Annotated in this window: 12 protein-coding genes; 2 read left to right on the top strand and 10 right to left on the bottom strand. The window is 55.9% G+C overall.

Going from position 1 to position 14,536, the window contains the following annotated elements; all coding sequences use genetic code 11:
• Positions 1-59: 59 nt before the first annotated feature.
• The 10 genes from KKG35_03830 to KKG35_03785 form a co-directional block, all read right to left on the bottom strand.
• Positions 60-2,189 (bottom strand): chemotaxis protein CheA, encoded by a 2,130-nt coding sequence (locus KKG35_03830; protein MBU1737245.1) that lies wholly within the window; start codon positions 2,187-2,189, stop codon positions 60-62.
• A gap of 27 nt (positions 2,190-2,216) precedes the next feature.
• On the bottom strand, positions 2,217-2,585 hold the full coding sequence (locus KKG35_03825) for a response regulator (GenBank protein ID MBU1737244.1): 369 nt from the start codon (positions 2,583-2,585) through the stop codon (positions 2,217-2,219).
• The gene (locus tag KKG35_03820) at positions 2,582-2,929 is read right to left on the bottom strand and encodes an STAS domain-containing protein (protein MBU1737243.1); all 348 of its coding nucleotides are present in this window, start codon (positions 2,927-2,929) and stop codon (positions 2,582-2,584) included. Before KKG35_03820 ends, KKG35_03825 begins: the two co-directional genes overlap by 4 nt.
• A gap of 42 nt (positions 2,930-2,971) precedes the next feature.
• A complete protein-coding gene (locus tag KKG35_03815) occupies positions 2,972-5,068 on the bottom strand; it encodes a methyl-accepting chemotaxis protein (GenBank protein MBU1737242.1) in 2,097 nt (698 codons plus the stop codon).
• A gap of 271 nt (positions 5,069-5,339) precedes the next feature.
• A complete protein-coding gene (gene bioD / locus KKG35_03810) occupies positions 5,340-6,020 on the bottom strand; it encodes a dethiobiotin synthase (protein ID MBU1737241.1) in 681 nt (226 codons plus the stop codon).
• A gap of 10 nt (positions 6,021-6,030) precedes the next feature.
• Positions 6,031-7,533: an alpha/beta fold hydrolase gene (locus KKG35_03805; protein ID MBU1737240.1), complete on the bottom strand. Its 1,503-nt coding sequence runs from the start codon at positions 7,531-7,533 to the stop codon at positions 6,031-6,033.
• Positions 7,526-9,367, bottom strand: a complete 1,842-nt coding sequence (gene glmS / locus KKG35_03800) for a glutamine--fructose-6-phosphate transaminase (isomerizing) (GenBank protein ID MBU1737239.1) — start codon at positions 9,365-9,367, stop codon at positions 7,526-7,528. The genes KKG35_03805 and glmS overlap by 8 nt, the downstream gene beginning before the upstream one ends.
• Before the next feature lie 91 nt (positions 9,368-9,458).
• A complete protein-coding gene (locus KKG35_03795; GenBank protein ID MBU1737238.1) occupies positions 9,459-10,607 on the bottom strand; it encodes an aminotransferase class V-fold PLP-dependent enzyme in 1,149 nt (382 codons plus the stop codon).
• Between the two features lie 61 nt (positions 10,608-10,668).
• Positions 10,669-11,760, bottom strand: a complete 1,092-nt coding sequence (gene nadA, locus KKG35_03790; protein ID MBU1737237.1) for a quinolinate synthase NadA — start codon at positions 11,758-11,760, stop codon at positions 10,669-10,671.
• Between the two features lie 37 nt (positions 11,761-11,797).
• Positions 11,798-12,331 carry a cold shock domain-containing protein gene (locus KKG35_03785; protein MBU1737236.1) on the bottom strand — a complete coding sequence of 178 codons (534 nt, stop codon included), beginning with the start codon at positions 12,329-12,331 and terminating at the stop codon, positions 11,798-11,800.
• A gap of 461 nt (positions 12,332-12,792) precedes the next feature.
• Between KKG35_03785 and KKG35_03780 the strand changes: the two genes are divergently transcribed.
• Together KKG35_03780 and gnd are read left to right on the top strand one after the other, a co-directional pair.
• Complete coding sequence (locus tag KKG35_03780) at positions 12,793-13,623, top strand: sulfurtransferase (protein MBU1737235.1); 831 nt, start codon at positions 12,793-12,795, stop codon at positions 13,621-13,623.
• A gap of 10 nt (positions 13,624-13,633) precedes the next feature.
• Positions 13,634-14,536 (top strand): decarboxylating 6-phosphogluconate dehydrogenase, encoded by a 903-nt coding sequence (gene gnd / locus KKG35_03775; protein ID MBU1737234.1) that lies wholly within the window; start codon positions 13,634-13,636, stop codon positions 14,534-14,536.

Here is a 14,536-nt window from a genome sequence, read left to right as displayed (position 1 = left end):
TGTGGTTGTTGGATGTTGTCATTAATATTGTTGGTGGACTCTCTCTCTGTTCCTTTATTTCACAATGGCGGTTCTGATTTCACGCATTGGGCCAGTTGCGGGATATCGAGGATCAGGGCCATGGTGCCGTCGCCGAGGATGGTTGCCCCCGAAAGGCCCTTCACATTCTGATACACCTTGCTCAACCCCTTGATCACGGTCTGGTGCTGGCCGATGACGCTGTCGAGGCCGAGGCCGATCCGGTGGCCGTTTTCCTCGATCACCACGATCTTTTCCAGGGGCGGAGGGGTGTCGTGACAGGAAAACAGCCGGCGCAGGCTGATATAGGAGAGGATTTCCCCCCGGGAGGAGAGCATGCTCCTTTCCAGGGCCTGGTTTGCCTCCGTTCTTGTGACCTCCAGGCATTCCTCGACTGCGGAGAGCGGGATGACGAAAAAGCCCTTCCCGATCTGCACCAGAAGCCCGTCGATGATCGCGAGGGTCAGGGGCAGTTTGAGGGTGACCGTGGTCCCGGAGCCCTGCCGGCTTTCGATTTCGATAGTGCCGCGGAGGGCGTCAATGTTCTTTTTCACCACATCCATGCCGACGCCGCGGCCGGAGACATCCGAGACGGTTTTGGCGGTGGAAAATCCAGGCGCGAAGATGAGGGCGAAGAGTTCTTTCTCGGCCAGGACGGTATCCGCCTGGATGATGCCCTTTTCGACCCCCTTGGCATGAATCGCCTTGCAGTCGAGGCCTTTGCCGTCATCGGTGATCTGCAGAAAGACATTGGCCCCGGAATGGAAAGCCTTTAAATGGATGGTCCCCTGGCCTGCTTTGCCCGCATGCATCCTTTCCTCCGGCAGTTCGATGCCGTGATCGATACAGTTCCGGATCAGATGGACCAGGGGGTCATTCAATTTGTCGATGACGGTTTTGTCCAGTTCGGTCTCCTCGCCCTCGGTGGTAAGGATGATCTCCTTGCCGAGGTTTTTCGAGAGGTCCCGGACCAGCCGGCGGAACTTGCTGAAGGTCTTGCCGATGGGCAGCATCCGGATACTCATCGCATTGTTCCGTAATGCCGAAGTCAGGCGGTCGGCCTCCTCGGAGATTGAGATGAGGTCGGGATCATTTTCCCGGAAGGCCTTCTGGCCCAGGCGGGCCTGCAGGGTGACCAGTTCCCCGACCAGATTGACCAGCTTGTCCAGACGATTGGCCTCCACCCGGATCGTTGAAGTTTCGGCAAGCTCTTTCTGTTTTTTCAGCACTCTGGAAGAATGCTGCTGCTGGGCCAGGGCATTGGCAACGGCCTGGTTGCTGATCAGTTTCTCGCCGATCAGGACCTCGCCGATCCTTTTTTGCTTGTCGAGGCAGGCGGTCAGCGCTTCAGCTGAAATTTCACGGCGTTCAATCAGGATTTCGCCGAGTCTCTTCTGCTGGCTGTCATCCAGGGAATCGAGATCTTCCTCGAGCACCTCGATCACGATTTCGCTCAGGTCTTCGACAAAGATGAAGACATCCCTGACGCTGTTGATTCCCTGGTCGGTGGTCAGCAGGATTTCCCAGCTCACATAGCACTGCTCGGTATCGATGGTGTGGAGTGAGGGGATCTTTTCATTATTGACGATGATCGTGCATTCGCCGAGGGCATTCAGCTCATCGAGCAGGAGGATGGGATTGGTGCCGGTCTGGAGAATTTCCCGCCGGGGCTTGAACAGAATCCTGAAGGTGGTCAATCTTCCTTTGATCTCCGGCCGATCCGGAGCAATGATCCCGGGCCGGACGTTTTCGGCCGGAGGAAGCTGGGGCGGGGGCTCCGGTGCGGGAGGTGCTGCGCCGGTGGTCAGGGCGATGAAGGCATTGATGATCTCCTCGGCGGAACCGGGGTCCGTTGTCTCGCCGGTTTCCGCCTCTTCAAGCATGGCCTTGATCTCGTCCCGGGCCCGTAAAGTGAGGTTGATCATCTCGGAGGTGACCGGGATTTTCCCGGACCGGACCAGGTCGAAGGCGGTTTCCACCTGATGGGTGAACTCGGCGATCCGGTCGAAGCCGAACATCGCGCCGGACCCTTTAATGGTGTGCAGCGCCCGGAAGACCCTCCCGATCAGCTCCTGATCATCGGGGGTGTCCTCGAGCTCCAGCAACGAGGTTTCCAGTTCAACAAGAAGTTCTTTGGCTTCTTCCAGGTATGCGGTTTGATGTGGATCCATAGCGACTCTTTCTTAAGATTAGGAATATCAGCTGCCGATAATTTTTTTGACAACCCCGAGGAGTTGCTCGGGTTTGAACGGCTTGACGATCCAGCCGGTCGCGCCGGCCTGCTTGCCTTCCTGCTTCTTGGTGTCCTGGGATTCTGTGGTCAGGAGCACGATGGGCATGAATTTCAGGGCGGGATCGTTTCTGACGGCGCGGACCAGTTCAATACCGTCCATTTCCGGCATGTTCAGGTCGGTGATGATCATATTGACCGTGGCCGCTTTCAGCTTGGCGAGGGCGTCCTTGCCGTGTTCCGCCTCGATAACGCCGTATCCGGCCCCGCTCAGGGTAAAGTTGACCATTTGCCGGACACTTGCCGAATCATCGACGGTCATGATGGTTTTGCTCATTCGCCTCCCTCCTTCCGCCAGAGGCAATCGTTTTCCAGATTGAACTGGCAGCGCCGGTGCTGAAAAAAGCCGGCGGATCCGGCCGTTTTTTCCAGGACTTCCGGCCAGCGCCTTTTTATGAAAAGCTTTTTCCGGAGTTCCTGGGAGGTCCGGTGCGCGGCGCAGAGAAGCTGCAGGAGGGAGAGGTCTGCTTCAGTAATGGCGTCCATGTCGATTTCAAGCTCTTCCACCTTCTGGAAGGCGTCGAGGAGGCTCTCTTTTAAAGCGTGCGCCTGCCCGATTGTCTGGGCTCCGCGCAGAACTAAAGTCCCCCGCCTGCCGTCCGGTTCGATGGTCAATTTCATCTTGTCCTCCCATGGATGCCCGTTGCGAGCGGAATATTGCGGTCAGAAAAGCTCGACATTATCGCCCAGGTCTTCGGTCTTCTTTTCGGCCGGTTGTGAAAATTCCGTTGCCGGCCGATTTTGCTCAATGCTTTCCTGCGAGGGGATGGGTGGTTCCTCCCATTTTTCCGCTGCAGGCGGAGCGTCGAATAGTTCTACCGAAGAATCTGCTTCGGGGTCGGTCCCGAAAAGTTCGATTGAGGAATCCTCTTCCGCCTGGGATGAGAAGAGTTCAATCGATGAATCCGGTTCGGCGGAGACATCTGCCTGAATGGGCGATTGTTCTGACGGGATTCCTGTCGTAAGCTGCAGATGGACCACCCGTTCCTGGTCCATGGTGTAGCGGCCCTCAACATTGCGGATGGCGGCGTCGATCGTTTCATGGCCGACAGGTCCGCACTCTTCCTCCAGCTCGGAGAGGAGGCTTTCCATTTTCCGGTGGCAGTCATTCAGGTGGGCGGCCATGCCCGGCAGGAAATCCAGGGAGGTTCTGGTTTCCCTGGTCAGGGTTCTCAGCGCTTCGGCTTTGTCTGCCACGGATTGCGAGGTGGTTTTAAACCGGCCGTAGACGGATTCGATGTCTGCGATGGCGGTGCTGAGGGAGGTGTCGTCACGGCCTGCGTCTCCCTGGTTCACCAGGTTTTTATTCGCCTGGTCCGACAATAGACGGTACGCTTCCGCCGCCCCTGCAACAATGGTGTCTGCGGTATCGGATAGGGTGTTAATTTCGTGGGCCAGGACGACAAGGGTCAGCCCTTTGTTCCCCAGATGGGCGGCCTTGATGATCGAGTTCAGGGCCTGGATCTTGATTTCAAACGCCGTGGCGTTGACTTTGTTCATAAATGAGAGGAGCCGGTTGGAGGTCTCGGCGGCATCGTGGACCTCCCGGCGGACATCCTCCATCAGATCATCCCCCTGTTTCATCAGGAGAACCAGATCATCGAGGGAGGTTTTCAGGTTTTCGAATGAGTCACCCGGGTGCCGGGCGGACAGCTCTTCCCGGTCGTCCCCGGACAGGCCGGAAAGGACTGCGGCCATCTGCCCGATGATCTGGTCGATCAGGTCAAAGGAACGGGATATCTGCTGATGGAGGGATTCGATTTCCGTAACCACCTGTTGAATCTGATTGGCCTGGAGCCGGCAGAGGGGGTAGGCGGCCGCCATTCTTTCCGCAAGCGGAAGGGGGGGATCCTGCGAAGGGTCTTCACCAGGGGAATCGGCAAGCAGAGTGATTGCTTCAGCAAATGTTTCGATGACGTGTTCAAGACGTTGGCTCATGCTGTCGTGGAACTGGATGCCGACCACGATTTCGCCGCAATGGGCGGCGATGGATTTGGAGTGGAGCGCCGCCTGGTCCATGGCTGTGGAGGTACTCAGGAGCAGTTGCTCAATCACCGCCAGGGCATTCCCGACGGTCGTTTCCGCTGCGGCGCCGTATTCCCGTAACTTGCCGAGTTTCCGTGAGATATCCGCCCGAACCGACAATTGCACATTGCGGGCCAGGGAGGCGTCCTCTTCAATATTTTCAGCGAAGGAGATGATCCTGCCCCCGAGTTGACTGACTTCTTCCGCGGTCAGGGAAAACATGGCCCGCGACTCTTCGGAGCGGGTTGCTTCAATGCCGATGTTGATCCCGGCGACCTTCAGGTACAAAGCAATTTTGTAAAGGTCCCGGCTGGTGTTCGTCAGGGTTGAGAGATGTTGCCCCTGCGTTTCGAGGTCCTGCAGGTTGTTGTCGATCGCGGCCTGATCGCCTGCCATTCGGGCCAGGGATATCCGGATTTTGTCCCGCAGCCCGGCCAGGGCGCTTTGCCGGTTGTCGCCGGAAATTTCCTTGACCGACTCGATGGTGCTTCCGGCAAGGGTGTTGGCGTTCATGTAGATGGTCTGGAGGTTTTGCCCCAGTTTCAGGAAGCTGGGTTCATGCGATTTCGCTACCGCCGCTAATGACTCTTTCAGGGAGGCAAGACCCTGGATAATGCCGCAGGTTTTCCGTGCGTCGGCAAAAGATGAGGGAATCTTTCGGGAGCGGACCGAGCTGTAAAAGGACGCAATATTCCCGATGATTTTTGCTGAACACGAAGCGGTATGACTCTCCATCAACTTCACCGGACGCACTCTCCCTGCGGATGAATTAATGAAACTACATGTTACGTGACAAATTCTCTCGTGATTGGGGAGGAGAAGTCAAATAAAAAAAATACTGCGGTTTTGCTGGTTTGCGAGTGGCTGGTGCGGGTGGGCAGGAATTGATTTTCGGTGCCGGTTACCCGCAGGCTTTCGAGTCCGGCGAATCGATGGGACGGATTTTCTTTCGGAAAAGGGTCGGGTTGAGCTTCGTGCGGGGAGCCGCTTTAAAAACGAAGTCTCGTCATTTCACCATCCTGGAGCCGATGAGGCTGAAATGCCTGATAAGATCCGGGCGGTGGTTGCTGTAGGGCAGGCGTCCCAGGATTTCCACCCGGCCGATTTCCGCGATGGTCCGTATGTTGTCAAGGGCCAGGGTTTCATCAACTTCCGCCGGATCGGTGAAGATAACCCCGGCAATCGGCAGCTTCCTGTTGCGGAGCGCCTCAATTGTCAACAGGGTGTGGTTCAGGGTGCCAAGACCGCTTCGGGCGACAATGACCGTGGGGAGCTCAAGTTTGGTCAGCAGATCGGCGAGAAGCAGGTCGCGGCGGAGGGGCACCAGCAGACCGCCGACTCCCTCGACAATTAAAAATTCATACCTGCTGTTCATTTCGGCAAATTTCCGCAGGATCATCCCGGCATCGACTTCTTTGCCGTCAATCTCGGCGGCAAAATGAGGAGAGGCCGGGTAGCTGAAGCGGAACGGGACCTGTGAGTCGAGATCATTCGGCGCCGGTTGTGCCCCGGCGATTTTCATACATTCCGCAAGATCGGCCGGGTTATCGGCATCGCCGGTGCTGACCCATTTCTGGTACCCGGCTTTGATGGAACGTCTCAGGAGGTATTCCAGAAGCAGGCCGCTGACCAGGGTTTTCCCGACTCCGGTATCGGTTGCCGTGATAAACAGGGCTTTGTTCGTCATCCGAATACTCTCATTTTCTTTTCCCGCTGATCTGGAACACCTGATAGGTGGTACGGCAATTGCCGTATTTCCCAACAAACCAGCTCTCAAGTTCGGTCATCCGGCTTCGAGTGAGCAGCGGGCGCCCCGGGTGCCAGCCGGAGGTGCCGGTTTTCCGGATATGTTCGAGCAGGTCGCTTAAGGTTTCGTATTCTCTGGTGGTCTGCCATTCCCTGATCTCAAGGTCTCTGCAGAGCGGGCCGAATATTGTGGCAAGCGTGTCATGGTCCGGGAACCAGGTCGACGGCAGCGGAGCGGTTCTGCCGAGGATCGCTCCCAGTCCTTCCCGCATTTCCTGCATGCTTTTCGGCCCGAAGATCGAGAGGAGGATCCTCCCCTCGCTGGTGAGTAAGGACCTGATGTTGCGGCAGGCTTGCAAAAGATTGTCAAACCATTGCATGGTGGCGTTGGAGGTGATCAGGTCAAAACGCTCCTCTGACTCATTCAGAAAAATCTCCGCATCCCGGCAAAGGTATCTGACGGAACTTCCCGGGGGAAGTTTTGCCCTGGCTCTCGCGAGCATGTCGGAGGCAAAATCAAGGGCGGTAATCTCTGCTTCGGGATAGCGGGTGTGGAGGATTTTCGTGTAATTTCCGGTGCCGCAGCCGATTTCCAGTATCCTGGCCGGGGTTTCGGCCGGCAGCAACTCTCCCATCCGCACGGCAATTTCCTTCTGGATGATGGCGTGGGCGTCGTAAGTGTCGGCGGCCCGGCAGAATTTGCTGTGAATCGATGCTTTCCGGTTGTGCAGCTGAAAGGGAAAGTTCGGGTCGAGGAAGACCGGATGCCCGCCATGCTCAAGGATGGTGAGAGGGATGCTCGCGGAATGCGGAGCTTCGCTCAGAGGAGCGATAATGTCCTTGCCGCCATGAATGATCCGGGTTGAAAAGGCGCTTCCGGCAAGGAGTGAAAGAGAATTCTCAAGATTGTAATCGCCAAGATAGTCAAGACCCTGTTCCAGAATCCCGGTTTTCAGGTTGGTGAGCAGGGAGGGGGCGATGTCGGTGGTAAATGTTTCGTGGGCCTTGCGGTATCCGAGAAAACATTTTCGGTAAAAATTATGAAGAAAGGAATTCCGGCCTTGCCGAAGGTCGCTCCTGATCTGGTTGATGACCCCTGCCGGCCATGACCTGCGGATGCCGAGCAGGTAAAGGGCCTCGATTTTGTCGGGATGCCTTGCGGCAAAGTCAAGGGCCAGATTGGCCCCCATCGACCAGCCGACCAGGGTGACGGAATTGATGTGGGATTGCTCAAGATAAACCGCCAGCGCCCGGAGGGTGTCCTCGGGGGATATCACTTTTGTCGGGAACAGCCAGTCGGTGACCTGTTCCTGCAGGGTGATGATCCGTCCGTCAAAGCCCCAACCCGGCAGAAACACATTGAGGTGCCCGGCCGGGCGGCCTTCGCCGCTGTAGGAAAACAGCTCTTTAGAGTTCTGCGCCGACACTCGTGGGGATGAGGGCTGATCATTCAACGGTGACACTTTTCGCGAGGTTTCTGGGTTGGTCGACGTCGCAGCCTCTCTGGTTTGCAATATGATAGGCCAGGAGCTGGAGCGGAATCGAGTAGAGAATCGGATTGAGTTCTTCATGCACCTCGGGCAGGGTTATGATCTCTTCGGTCAGGCGCTGCAGGTTTTTGTCGGCGCTGCTGCCGACCATAATCAGTCTGCCGTGACGGGCCTTGACCTCTTCGACATTGGAGATGACCTTGTCGTAGACACTGTCCTTCGGGGCGAGGGCCAGGATCGGCATCTCCCGGTCGACCAGGGCGATCGGGCCATGTTTGAGTTCGCCGGCGGGATACCCCTCGGCGTGGATGTAGGAGATCTCTTTCAGCTTCAGGGCGCCTTCCAGGGCGACCGGGAAGTTTATCCCTCGGCCGAGATAGATGAAATCCCGGCATTTTACGAAATTTTCGGCCATCCGGTCGGTGGCCTCCTGAAGGCGCGGCAGCTCATTTTCGATCACTGCCGGGATGCTGATCAGCCCCTGGATCAGTTCTACCCTTTGGTTTTTCGGGATGGTGTTCCGGGCCGCTCCGATCATCAGGGTAAGCAGGAACAGGGCGGTGAGCTGACTGGTAAACGCCTTGGTCGAGGCGACTCCGATCTCCGGGCCGGCGTGGGTGTATATGGTGCCGTCGGCTTCCCGGGTCATGCTGCTGCCGACCACATTGCAGATGGCGGTGATCCGTGCCCCCATTTTTCGGGCGCGCCTCATTCCGGCGAGAGTGTCGGCGGTTTCACCCGACTGGGAAATGGGAACAACCATCACCGATTCATCGATGAGAAGGGTGCGGTAGCGGAATTCGGAGGCGATATCCACTTCAACGGGAATGGAGGCCCACTTTTCCAGCCAGTATTTGGCGATCAGCGCCGCGTGCCAGGAGGTGCCGCAGGCCAGCAGCACAATTCTTCTGATCCCTCGCAGGTACTCTCCGGTCAGCGCCGATTCCACCATTTTCACCTCACCGGTTTCCGGATCAATCCGTCCCCGGAAGGTGTTTAAAATCGCCTGAGGCTGTTCGAATATCTCCTTCAGCATGAAATGTTTGTAGCCCGTTTTTTCGGCCATCGCGGCGTTCCAGGTGATGGTGTGTATTTCTTTTTCCTGGAGTTTGCCGCTGTCAAGATTCATGACGGTCAGGCCATCTTCTTTCAGGACCGCCAGTTCCCGGTCTTCGAGGTAGATCACTTCCTTGGTGTAGGGAAGAATGGCCGGGATATCGGAGGCCATGAAGGAGCCGCCATCCTCCTGGACACCAAGGACCAGAGGGCTGTGGTTCCTGACCGCGACAAGTTCATCGGGTTTGTCCGCCCAGAGGATGCCGAGAGCGTAAGCGCCTTCGACTCTTTTCAGGGCCTGCCGGACCGCTGCGACCAGATCGTCTTCAAGGTACTCCTCAATCAGGTGGACCAGGACCTCGGTGTCGGTTTCGGAATTGAAAACATGACCCCGTGATTTCAGTTCATCGCGCAGGGAATGGAAGTTCTCAATGATCCCGTTGTGAACGACAACCAGTCTCCCGGTGCAGTCCAGATGCGGGTGGGCGTTTGCTTCTGACGGCGGGCCATGGGTTGCCCAGCGGGTATGGCCGAGGCCGACGGTGCTGGAAACAGTCAGCTCTTCCATGACCTCTTCAAGATTTGCAAGCTTGCCCTGACAGCGGTGTCTTTTGAGTCCGCCGGATTCATCGATATACACCAGTCCGGCGGAGTCGTAGCCCCGGTATTCGAGGCTTTTCAGCCCTTTCAGAAGAATCGGGACAACCTTTCTTTTTCCTATATATCCGACAATGCCGCACATGGCTGATCCTGTTTGAGTTGTTGTTTGCGTTTTATTGGCGCGAAAGATTTCGAGTTGAAGATACCTGAAAACGGTTCACAAATAAAGGAAGTTAATCGGCGAAACCCCGGCGTGATTTTTCGACGATGTCCGGGAGAATCTCCAGAAACCGGTCGACTTCTTCAGCGGTGTTGATCCTGCTGAGGCTTATGCGCAGGGCGCCATGGAGGTGGGTTTCCGGAACCCGCATGGCCGTAAGGACATGCGAGGGGTTCAGGTCGCCGCTGTGACAGGCCGAATGGCCCGAGACCGCAATCCCTCTTTCATCAAGTTCCTGGATCAGACCGGCGGATGAGCAGTGCTCGAAACAGACGTTGATTGTATTGGCAAGCCTTGGCTCACCGGCGCCATTGATGATCGCATCCGGGAAATTGCTGCTGATGGAATTTTCAATGCGATCCCGCAAGGCGAGAATATTTACAGAATACTCTGCAAGCTTGGCACCGGCTGTTTCACAGGCTTTGCCGAGGCCGACAATCCCGGGAACATTTTCGGTGCCCGGCCTTTTGCCCTTTTCCTGACCGGCTCCGAAAATGACCGGTCTGAGAGGTGCGGTTCTTGAGGTGAATAGAGCGCCGACCCCTTTCGGGCCGTGGAGCTTGTGTCCGGCCATGCTCAGGTAGTCGACTGCCAGTTCCTGGACGTCTATCGGGCTTTTGCCGAGCATCTGCACGACGTCGCTGTGGAACAGGACCCCCTTCTCCTTGCAGATTTCGCCGATTTCCCCGATCGGCCAGATGACCCCGGTCTCGTTATTTGCCGCCATCAGGGTGACCAGGGCGGTGTCCTCGCGGAGTGTGGATCGCAGCCGGTCAAGATCAAGGGCGCCGTTGGGGTCGACCTCAAGCACTTCGATTTCGTATCCATACCCGGCAAGGTGGTTGAGAGGCTCAAGGACTGAAGGATGTTCGACCCTGGAGGTGACAATGTGTTTTTTGTCAGGGTTTGCTCCGGCGGCACTGAATATTGCCATATTGTTGGCTTCGGTGCCGCCGCTGGTGAAACAGATTCTGGAGGGATGGGCGTTGAAAAGTAGGGCGACCTGCTCTCGGGCTCTTTCCACGGCCAATGCGGCTGCCTCCCCGATTCTGTGGGCACTCGAAGGGTTGCCGAATCGCTCTTCAAGACAGGGGAGCATTGCGGCTTTGACTTCGGGTGATACCGGGGTGGTGGCGTTATTGTCGAAATATATTCTTTTCATATTTTCAGTTGTTTAAGCGTTTAAGCGTCTAGGCGTTTGAACGTTTAAGCTGTTTGAACTATCAGATTTCGAGCATCCTGTTCAGGGACAACTTCGCCTTTTCCGCAGTTTCCTGGTCGACCGTGATCCGGTTGACGACCTGGCCGCTCCGGATGCTTTCCAGGGCCCAGAGCAGATACCCAGGTTTGATCCGGTACATGGTGGAGCAGAGGCACTGGAAGGGTGACAGGGAGTGGATTTTTTTGTCGGGCAGCAGCCGGCGGAGGCGGTTGACCAGGTTGATCTCGGTGCCGACCGCCCAGCTGGTTCCGGACGGGGAATCGGAAATGGTCCTGATGATGGCTTCGGTGGAGCCGTAATGGTCTGCCTTGCCGACCACCTCGTTTCTGCATTCCGGGTGAACGATCACCTTGATGTCCGGATCTTTGCGGCGCCAGTTGTCGACCTGCTCCGCAGTGAACTGCATATGGACGGTGCAGTATCCGTTCCAGAGGATGACTTTTGCTTTCTGAAGCTCTTCCGGAGTATTTCCCCCCAAAGGCTCCTCCCTGTTCCAGAGAACGATCTCATCCTTCGGGATACCGAGGGCATAGGCGGAATTTCTGCCGAGATGTTCATCGGGGAAAAAGATGACTTTGTTCCCCTTGTTCAGGGCCCAGGACAACACCTTCTCCGCGTTGGAAGAGGTGCAGACCGAGCCGCCCTTTTCACCGACGAAGGCTTTGATTCGGGCAGAAGAGTTGACATAGGTGATGGGGATAACCGAGGCGTCGCCGATGACTTCTGCCAGATCCTGCCAGGCGTATTCGACCTCATCGATGCTTGCCATATCCGCCATCGGGCAACCGGCCCGGAGGTCGGGGAGAAGGACAACCTGCTCCGGCGAGGTGAGAATATCCGCGGTTTCCGCCATGAAATGAACACCGCAGAAGACGATATACCTGCTTTTCTGCCGGGAGGCCGTGCGGGCGAGTTTCAGGGAATCGCCGACCTGGTCGGCAAATTTATAGACCGCTTCCTGCTGATAGTGATGACCGAGGATTAAAAGGTCATCGCCCAGCTCAATTTTGAGCCGGGCGATCTTTTCAGACAGCGTGTCTTCTTTTTCTTCAAGATATTCAGGCCCGATATCGACCTGTGCTGATGCAGACATTGTATGTTTGTTCCGTTTACTGGCCTGAGACCCCGGTTCAGTTGGTCAATTTAACCCAGCTGGCGCAGGGCCCCTTGTCACCCTCGGTTTCTCCGAAAGTGACGGCATCGCCTTCGTTCAGGACGCCGATTTGCGCGTCTTTCAAGGCGTTTTCATGGAAATAGATTTCCCGTCCGTCGCCGGTGACGATAAAGCCGAACGACTCAGGAGGGGAGACTGTTTTTATAATGCCGGTCAAAACTTCAGGGCCGCTTCCTTCCTGCCCTTTGGAGCTTTGTCTCTTTTTGCGCTGCATCTCTTTAAGCTGCTGGCCAAGGTTGTCGAAAGCTTTTACCAGGAGCGGTTTAACCGCGTCCCCTTTGCGTTTGACGATCAGGGTGTCGTTGGGGACAGTGGCAATAAGTCTGACTTCGTAACCACCCTCTTTGTGACTGGTGGTGGCTTCAACTGCTACCCGCAGGTTATGAACCAGTCCCGGATGGTGACGGTCCAGACGATCTTTTTCAACATCGATTTTGGTCTGCCATGAATTGCGAATGTCAACATGACGTCCTTCAACCTGAAGTTCCATGCACAACACCTCCGTATAGAAGTTAGTGAACAGGCTCTATACTGCAGCCGGACGGCTTCAATGAACCTGTCTGTATAATACCATAAAAAAAGGGGAGTAAAATACAACAGTTCAGATAATTATTCAATAAACAATATGTGGTGATAAATTGGACGGTAATACATTGTCTTGTGCTGGAACTTTTCTCGGGAAACAGGGGGTTTGACGATTTGTCGGGAATGTGTTTATTGGTACTGGTTATCAGTTTGTTTGTTCTATCGGATTAAAGATTGCGTAATGTTTCAGGAGTTCACTATATTGGGGTCAGTTATGGGAGATAAAGAGAAGCAGAAGAAACAGAAGAAAAAGGACGAGTGTTGCGAGAAATACATCCGCAAGGGCAGGCATTGCAAGGACTGCCCGATGAAGGGAAAATGCGCTCTGACGGACAAGGATTGAAACAGTGATTGCAAGGTAGGCATATGAATCTAAAGACTTTTTTTTCTAAGACAAATGATCTTGATAGTGAACAGGTCAGGAAGTTCATGGCCGATCATCTGGCTGAGGAGTACGTCCTGCTGGATGTGAGGCAGCCAAAGGAATACGAGGCGGAGCATCTCCCGGGAGCGGTTCTGGCCCCGATGAAAGAATTGGCGGAGAAGCTGAAAGAACTGGATCCGCAAAAGCCGGTTATTGTTTACTGCGCTTCCGGCGGGAGAAGCACCATCGCGGCAAGGTTTCTCAGCGGCAAAGGGTTTCAGGAAGTGTATAATCTGTCCGGCGGGATCAAGAAATGGTTCGGCCGCAAGGCAACCGGGCCTGAAATTCAGGGTCTTGAACTTCTTGACAGTGACGGGGATTATCAAAGCGGGATTGTCCTTGCCTATGCCCTTGAAGACGGGTTGCAGAAGTTTTACGCGAGGCTGGCAGCACTCGCCGAAGGAGCGGAAGAGGCGCGGCTTTTAGAGAGGCTGGCCGGATTTGAAGACAAACACAAGGCGTGGCTGATGGAGGAGTACCGGCATCTGGTCGAAGACCGTTCTGCGATTCCGGAGATCGGCATCCTCGATGACACCATGGAGGGGGGGCGGTCAGTTTCCCAGTTTCTGGCCCGGGTCAGGCCGGAGTTTCTGACTCTGGAACACATTTTTGAGTTGGCCATGATGTTTGAAACTCAGGCGATGGACCTCTACAGCCGGCTGGCCCATCAGGCGTCAGAACCAACGGTGAAAGATCTCTTTTACCGTCTTATCGAAGAGGAAAACATGCATCTCGGTTTTCTGGAGAAGGAATACAACCGGTTGATGGTATAGGGAGAATGTGATGAAGATCGGCATGGTAGGTCTTGGCCGGATGGGGATGAATATGGCCCGCCGACTCATACAGGGTGGGCATGAGGTTGTCGCCTATAACCGGTCGCCGGACAAGATTGACGAGCTTGCCCGGGAAGGCGGGATCGGTTCCGCTTCGCTCGCGGATCTCGTAGGCAAGCTGGAAGGGCGCCGGGTGGTGTGGCTTATGCTGCCGGCAGGGCGCACTGTGGACGACCATGTCGAACAGCTGCGAGAGCTGCTTGACCCGGAGGATATCATTATTGAAGGTGGCAACTCTTTCTATAAAGACGACATCAGAAGGGCGGATTTTCTCGCCGGGCCGGGAATCCACTATGTGGATGCCGGAGTGAGCGGGGGGATCTGGGGCCTTGAAGTCGGCTATTGCACCATGGTTGGCGGCAGAAAGGCCGACTTCGAATACCTGGAACCGATCTTTAAAACTCTGGCTCCGGAAAACGGCTATATGTACTGCGGGCCGGTGGGAGCCGGACATTTCGTCAAAATGATCCACAACGGCATCGAGTACGGAATGATGCAGGCCTACGGGGAAGGTTTTGCGATCCTCGAAGCCTCTCCCTATGGTGTGGAGATGGATTACTCCGAGCTGGCAAAACTCTGGAACAGGGGGAGTGTGATCCGTTCCTGGTTGCTCGAACTTCTTGAAGATGCCTTTGCCAGGGACCCCGAACTTGCCGATCTGAAGGGCTATGTCGACGATTCCGGCGAGGGGCGCTGGACCGTCCAGCAGGCCGTGGAGACAGGGGTTTCGGCCCCGGTCATCACCAGCGCCCTGTTCAGACGTTTTGAATCCAGGCAGCCCGATGCCTTCGAGAACAAGGTGCTGGCCGCCCTGCGTAGAGAGTTCGGGGGGCACGCGGTGAAGAAAGCCTGA

Source organism: Pseudomonadota bacterium, assembly GCA_018823285.1.
Classification (GTDB): domain Bacteria; phylum Desulfobacterota; class Desulfobulbia; order Desulfobulbales; family JAGXFP01; genus JAHJIQ01.
Note: the sequence above shows the minus strand (reverse complement) of the source record. Positions and strands in the feature narration are given on the sequence as shown.

Excerpts from the sequence above, each read along its gene's own strand:
- nadA (MBU1737237.1), bottom strand. The coding sequence starts at position 11,760 with ATGTCTGCATCAGCACAGGTCGATATCGGGCCTGAATATCTTGAAGAA.
- KKG35_03795 (MBU1737238.1), bottom strand. The coding sequence starts at position 10,607 with ATGAAAAGAATATATTTCGACAATAACGCCACCACCCCGGTATCACCC.
- KKG35_03825 (MBU1737244.1), bottom strand. The coding sequence starts at position 2,585 with ATGAGCAAAACCATCATGACCGTCGATGATTCGGCAAGTGTCCGGCAA.
- KKG35_03820 (MBU1737243.1), bottom strand. The coding sequence starts at position 2,929 with ATGAAATTGACCATCGAACCGGACGGCAGGCGGGGGACTTTAGTTCTG.
- KKG35_03830 (MBU1737245.1), bottom strand. The coding sequence starts at position 2,189 with ATGGATCCACATCAAACCGCATACCTGGAAGAAGCCAAAGAACTTCTT.
- KKG35_03815 (MBU1737242.1), bottom strand. The coding sequence starts at position 5,068 with ATGGAGAGTCATACCGCTTCGTGTTCAGCAAAAATCATCGGGAATATT.
- KKG35_03785 (MBU1737236.1), bottom strand. The coding sequence starts at position 12,331 with ATGGAACTTCAGGTTGAAGGACGTCATGTTGACATTCGCAATTCATGG.
- gnd (MBU1737234.1), top strand. The coding sequence starts at position 13,634 with ATGAAGATCGGCATGGTAGGTCTTGGCCGGATGGGGATGAATATGGCC.
- KKG35_03780 (MBU1737235.1), top strand. The coding sequence starts at position 12,793 with ATGAATCTAAAGACTTTTTTTTCTAAGACAAATGATCTTGATAGTGAA.
- bioD (MBU1737241.1), bottom strand. The coding sequence starts at position 6,020 with ATGACGAACAAAGCCCTGTTTATCACGGCAACCGATACCGGAGTCGGG.
- glmS (MBU1737239.1), bottom strand. The coding sequence starts at position 9,367 with ATGTGCGGCATTGTCGGATATATAGGAAAAAGAAAGGTTGTCCCGATT.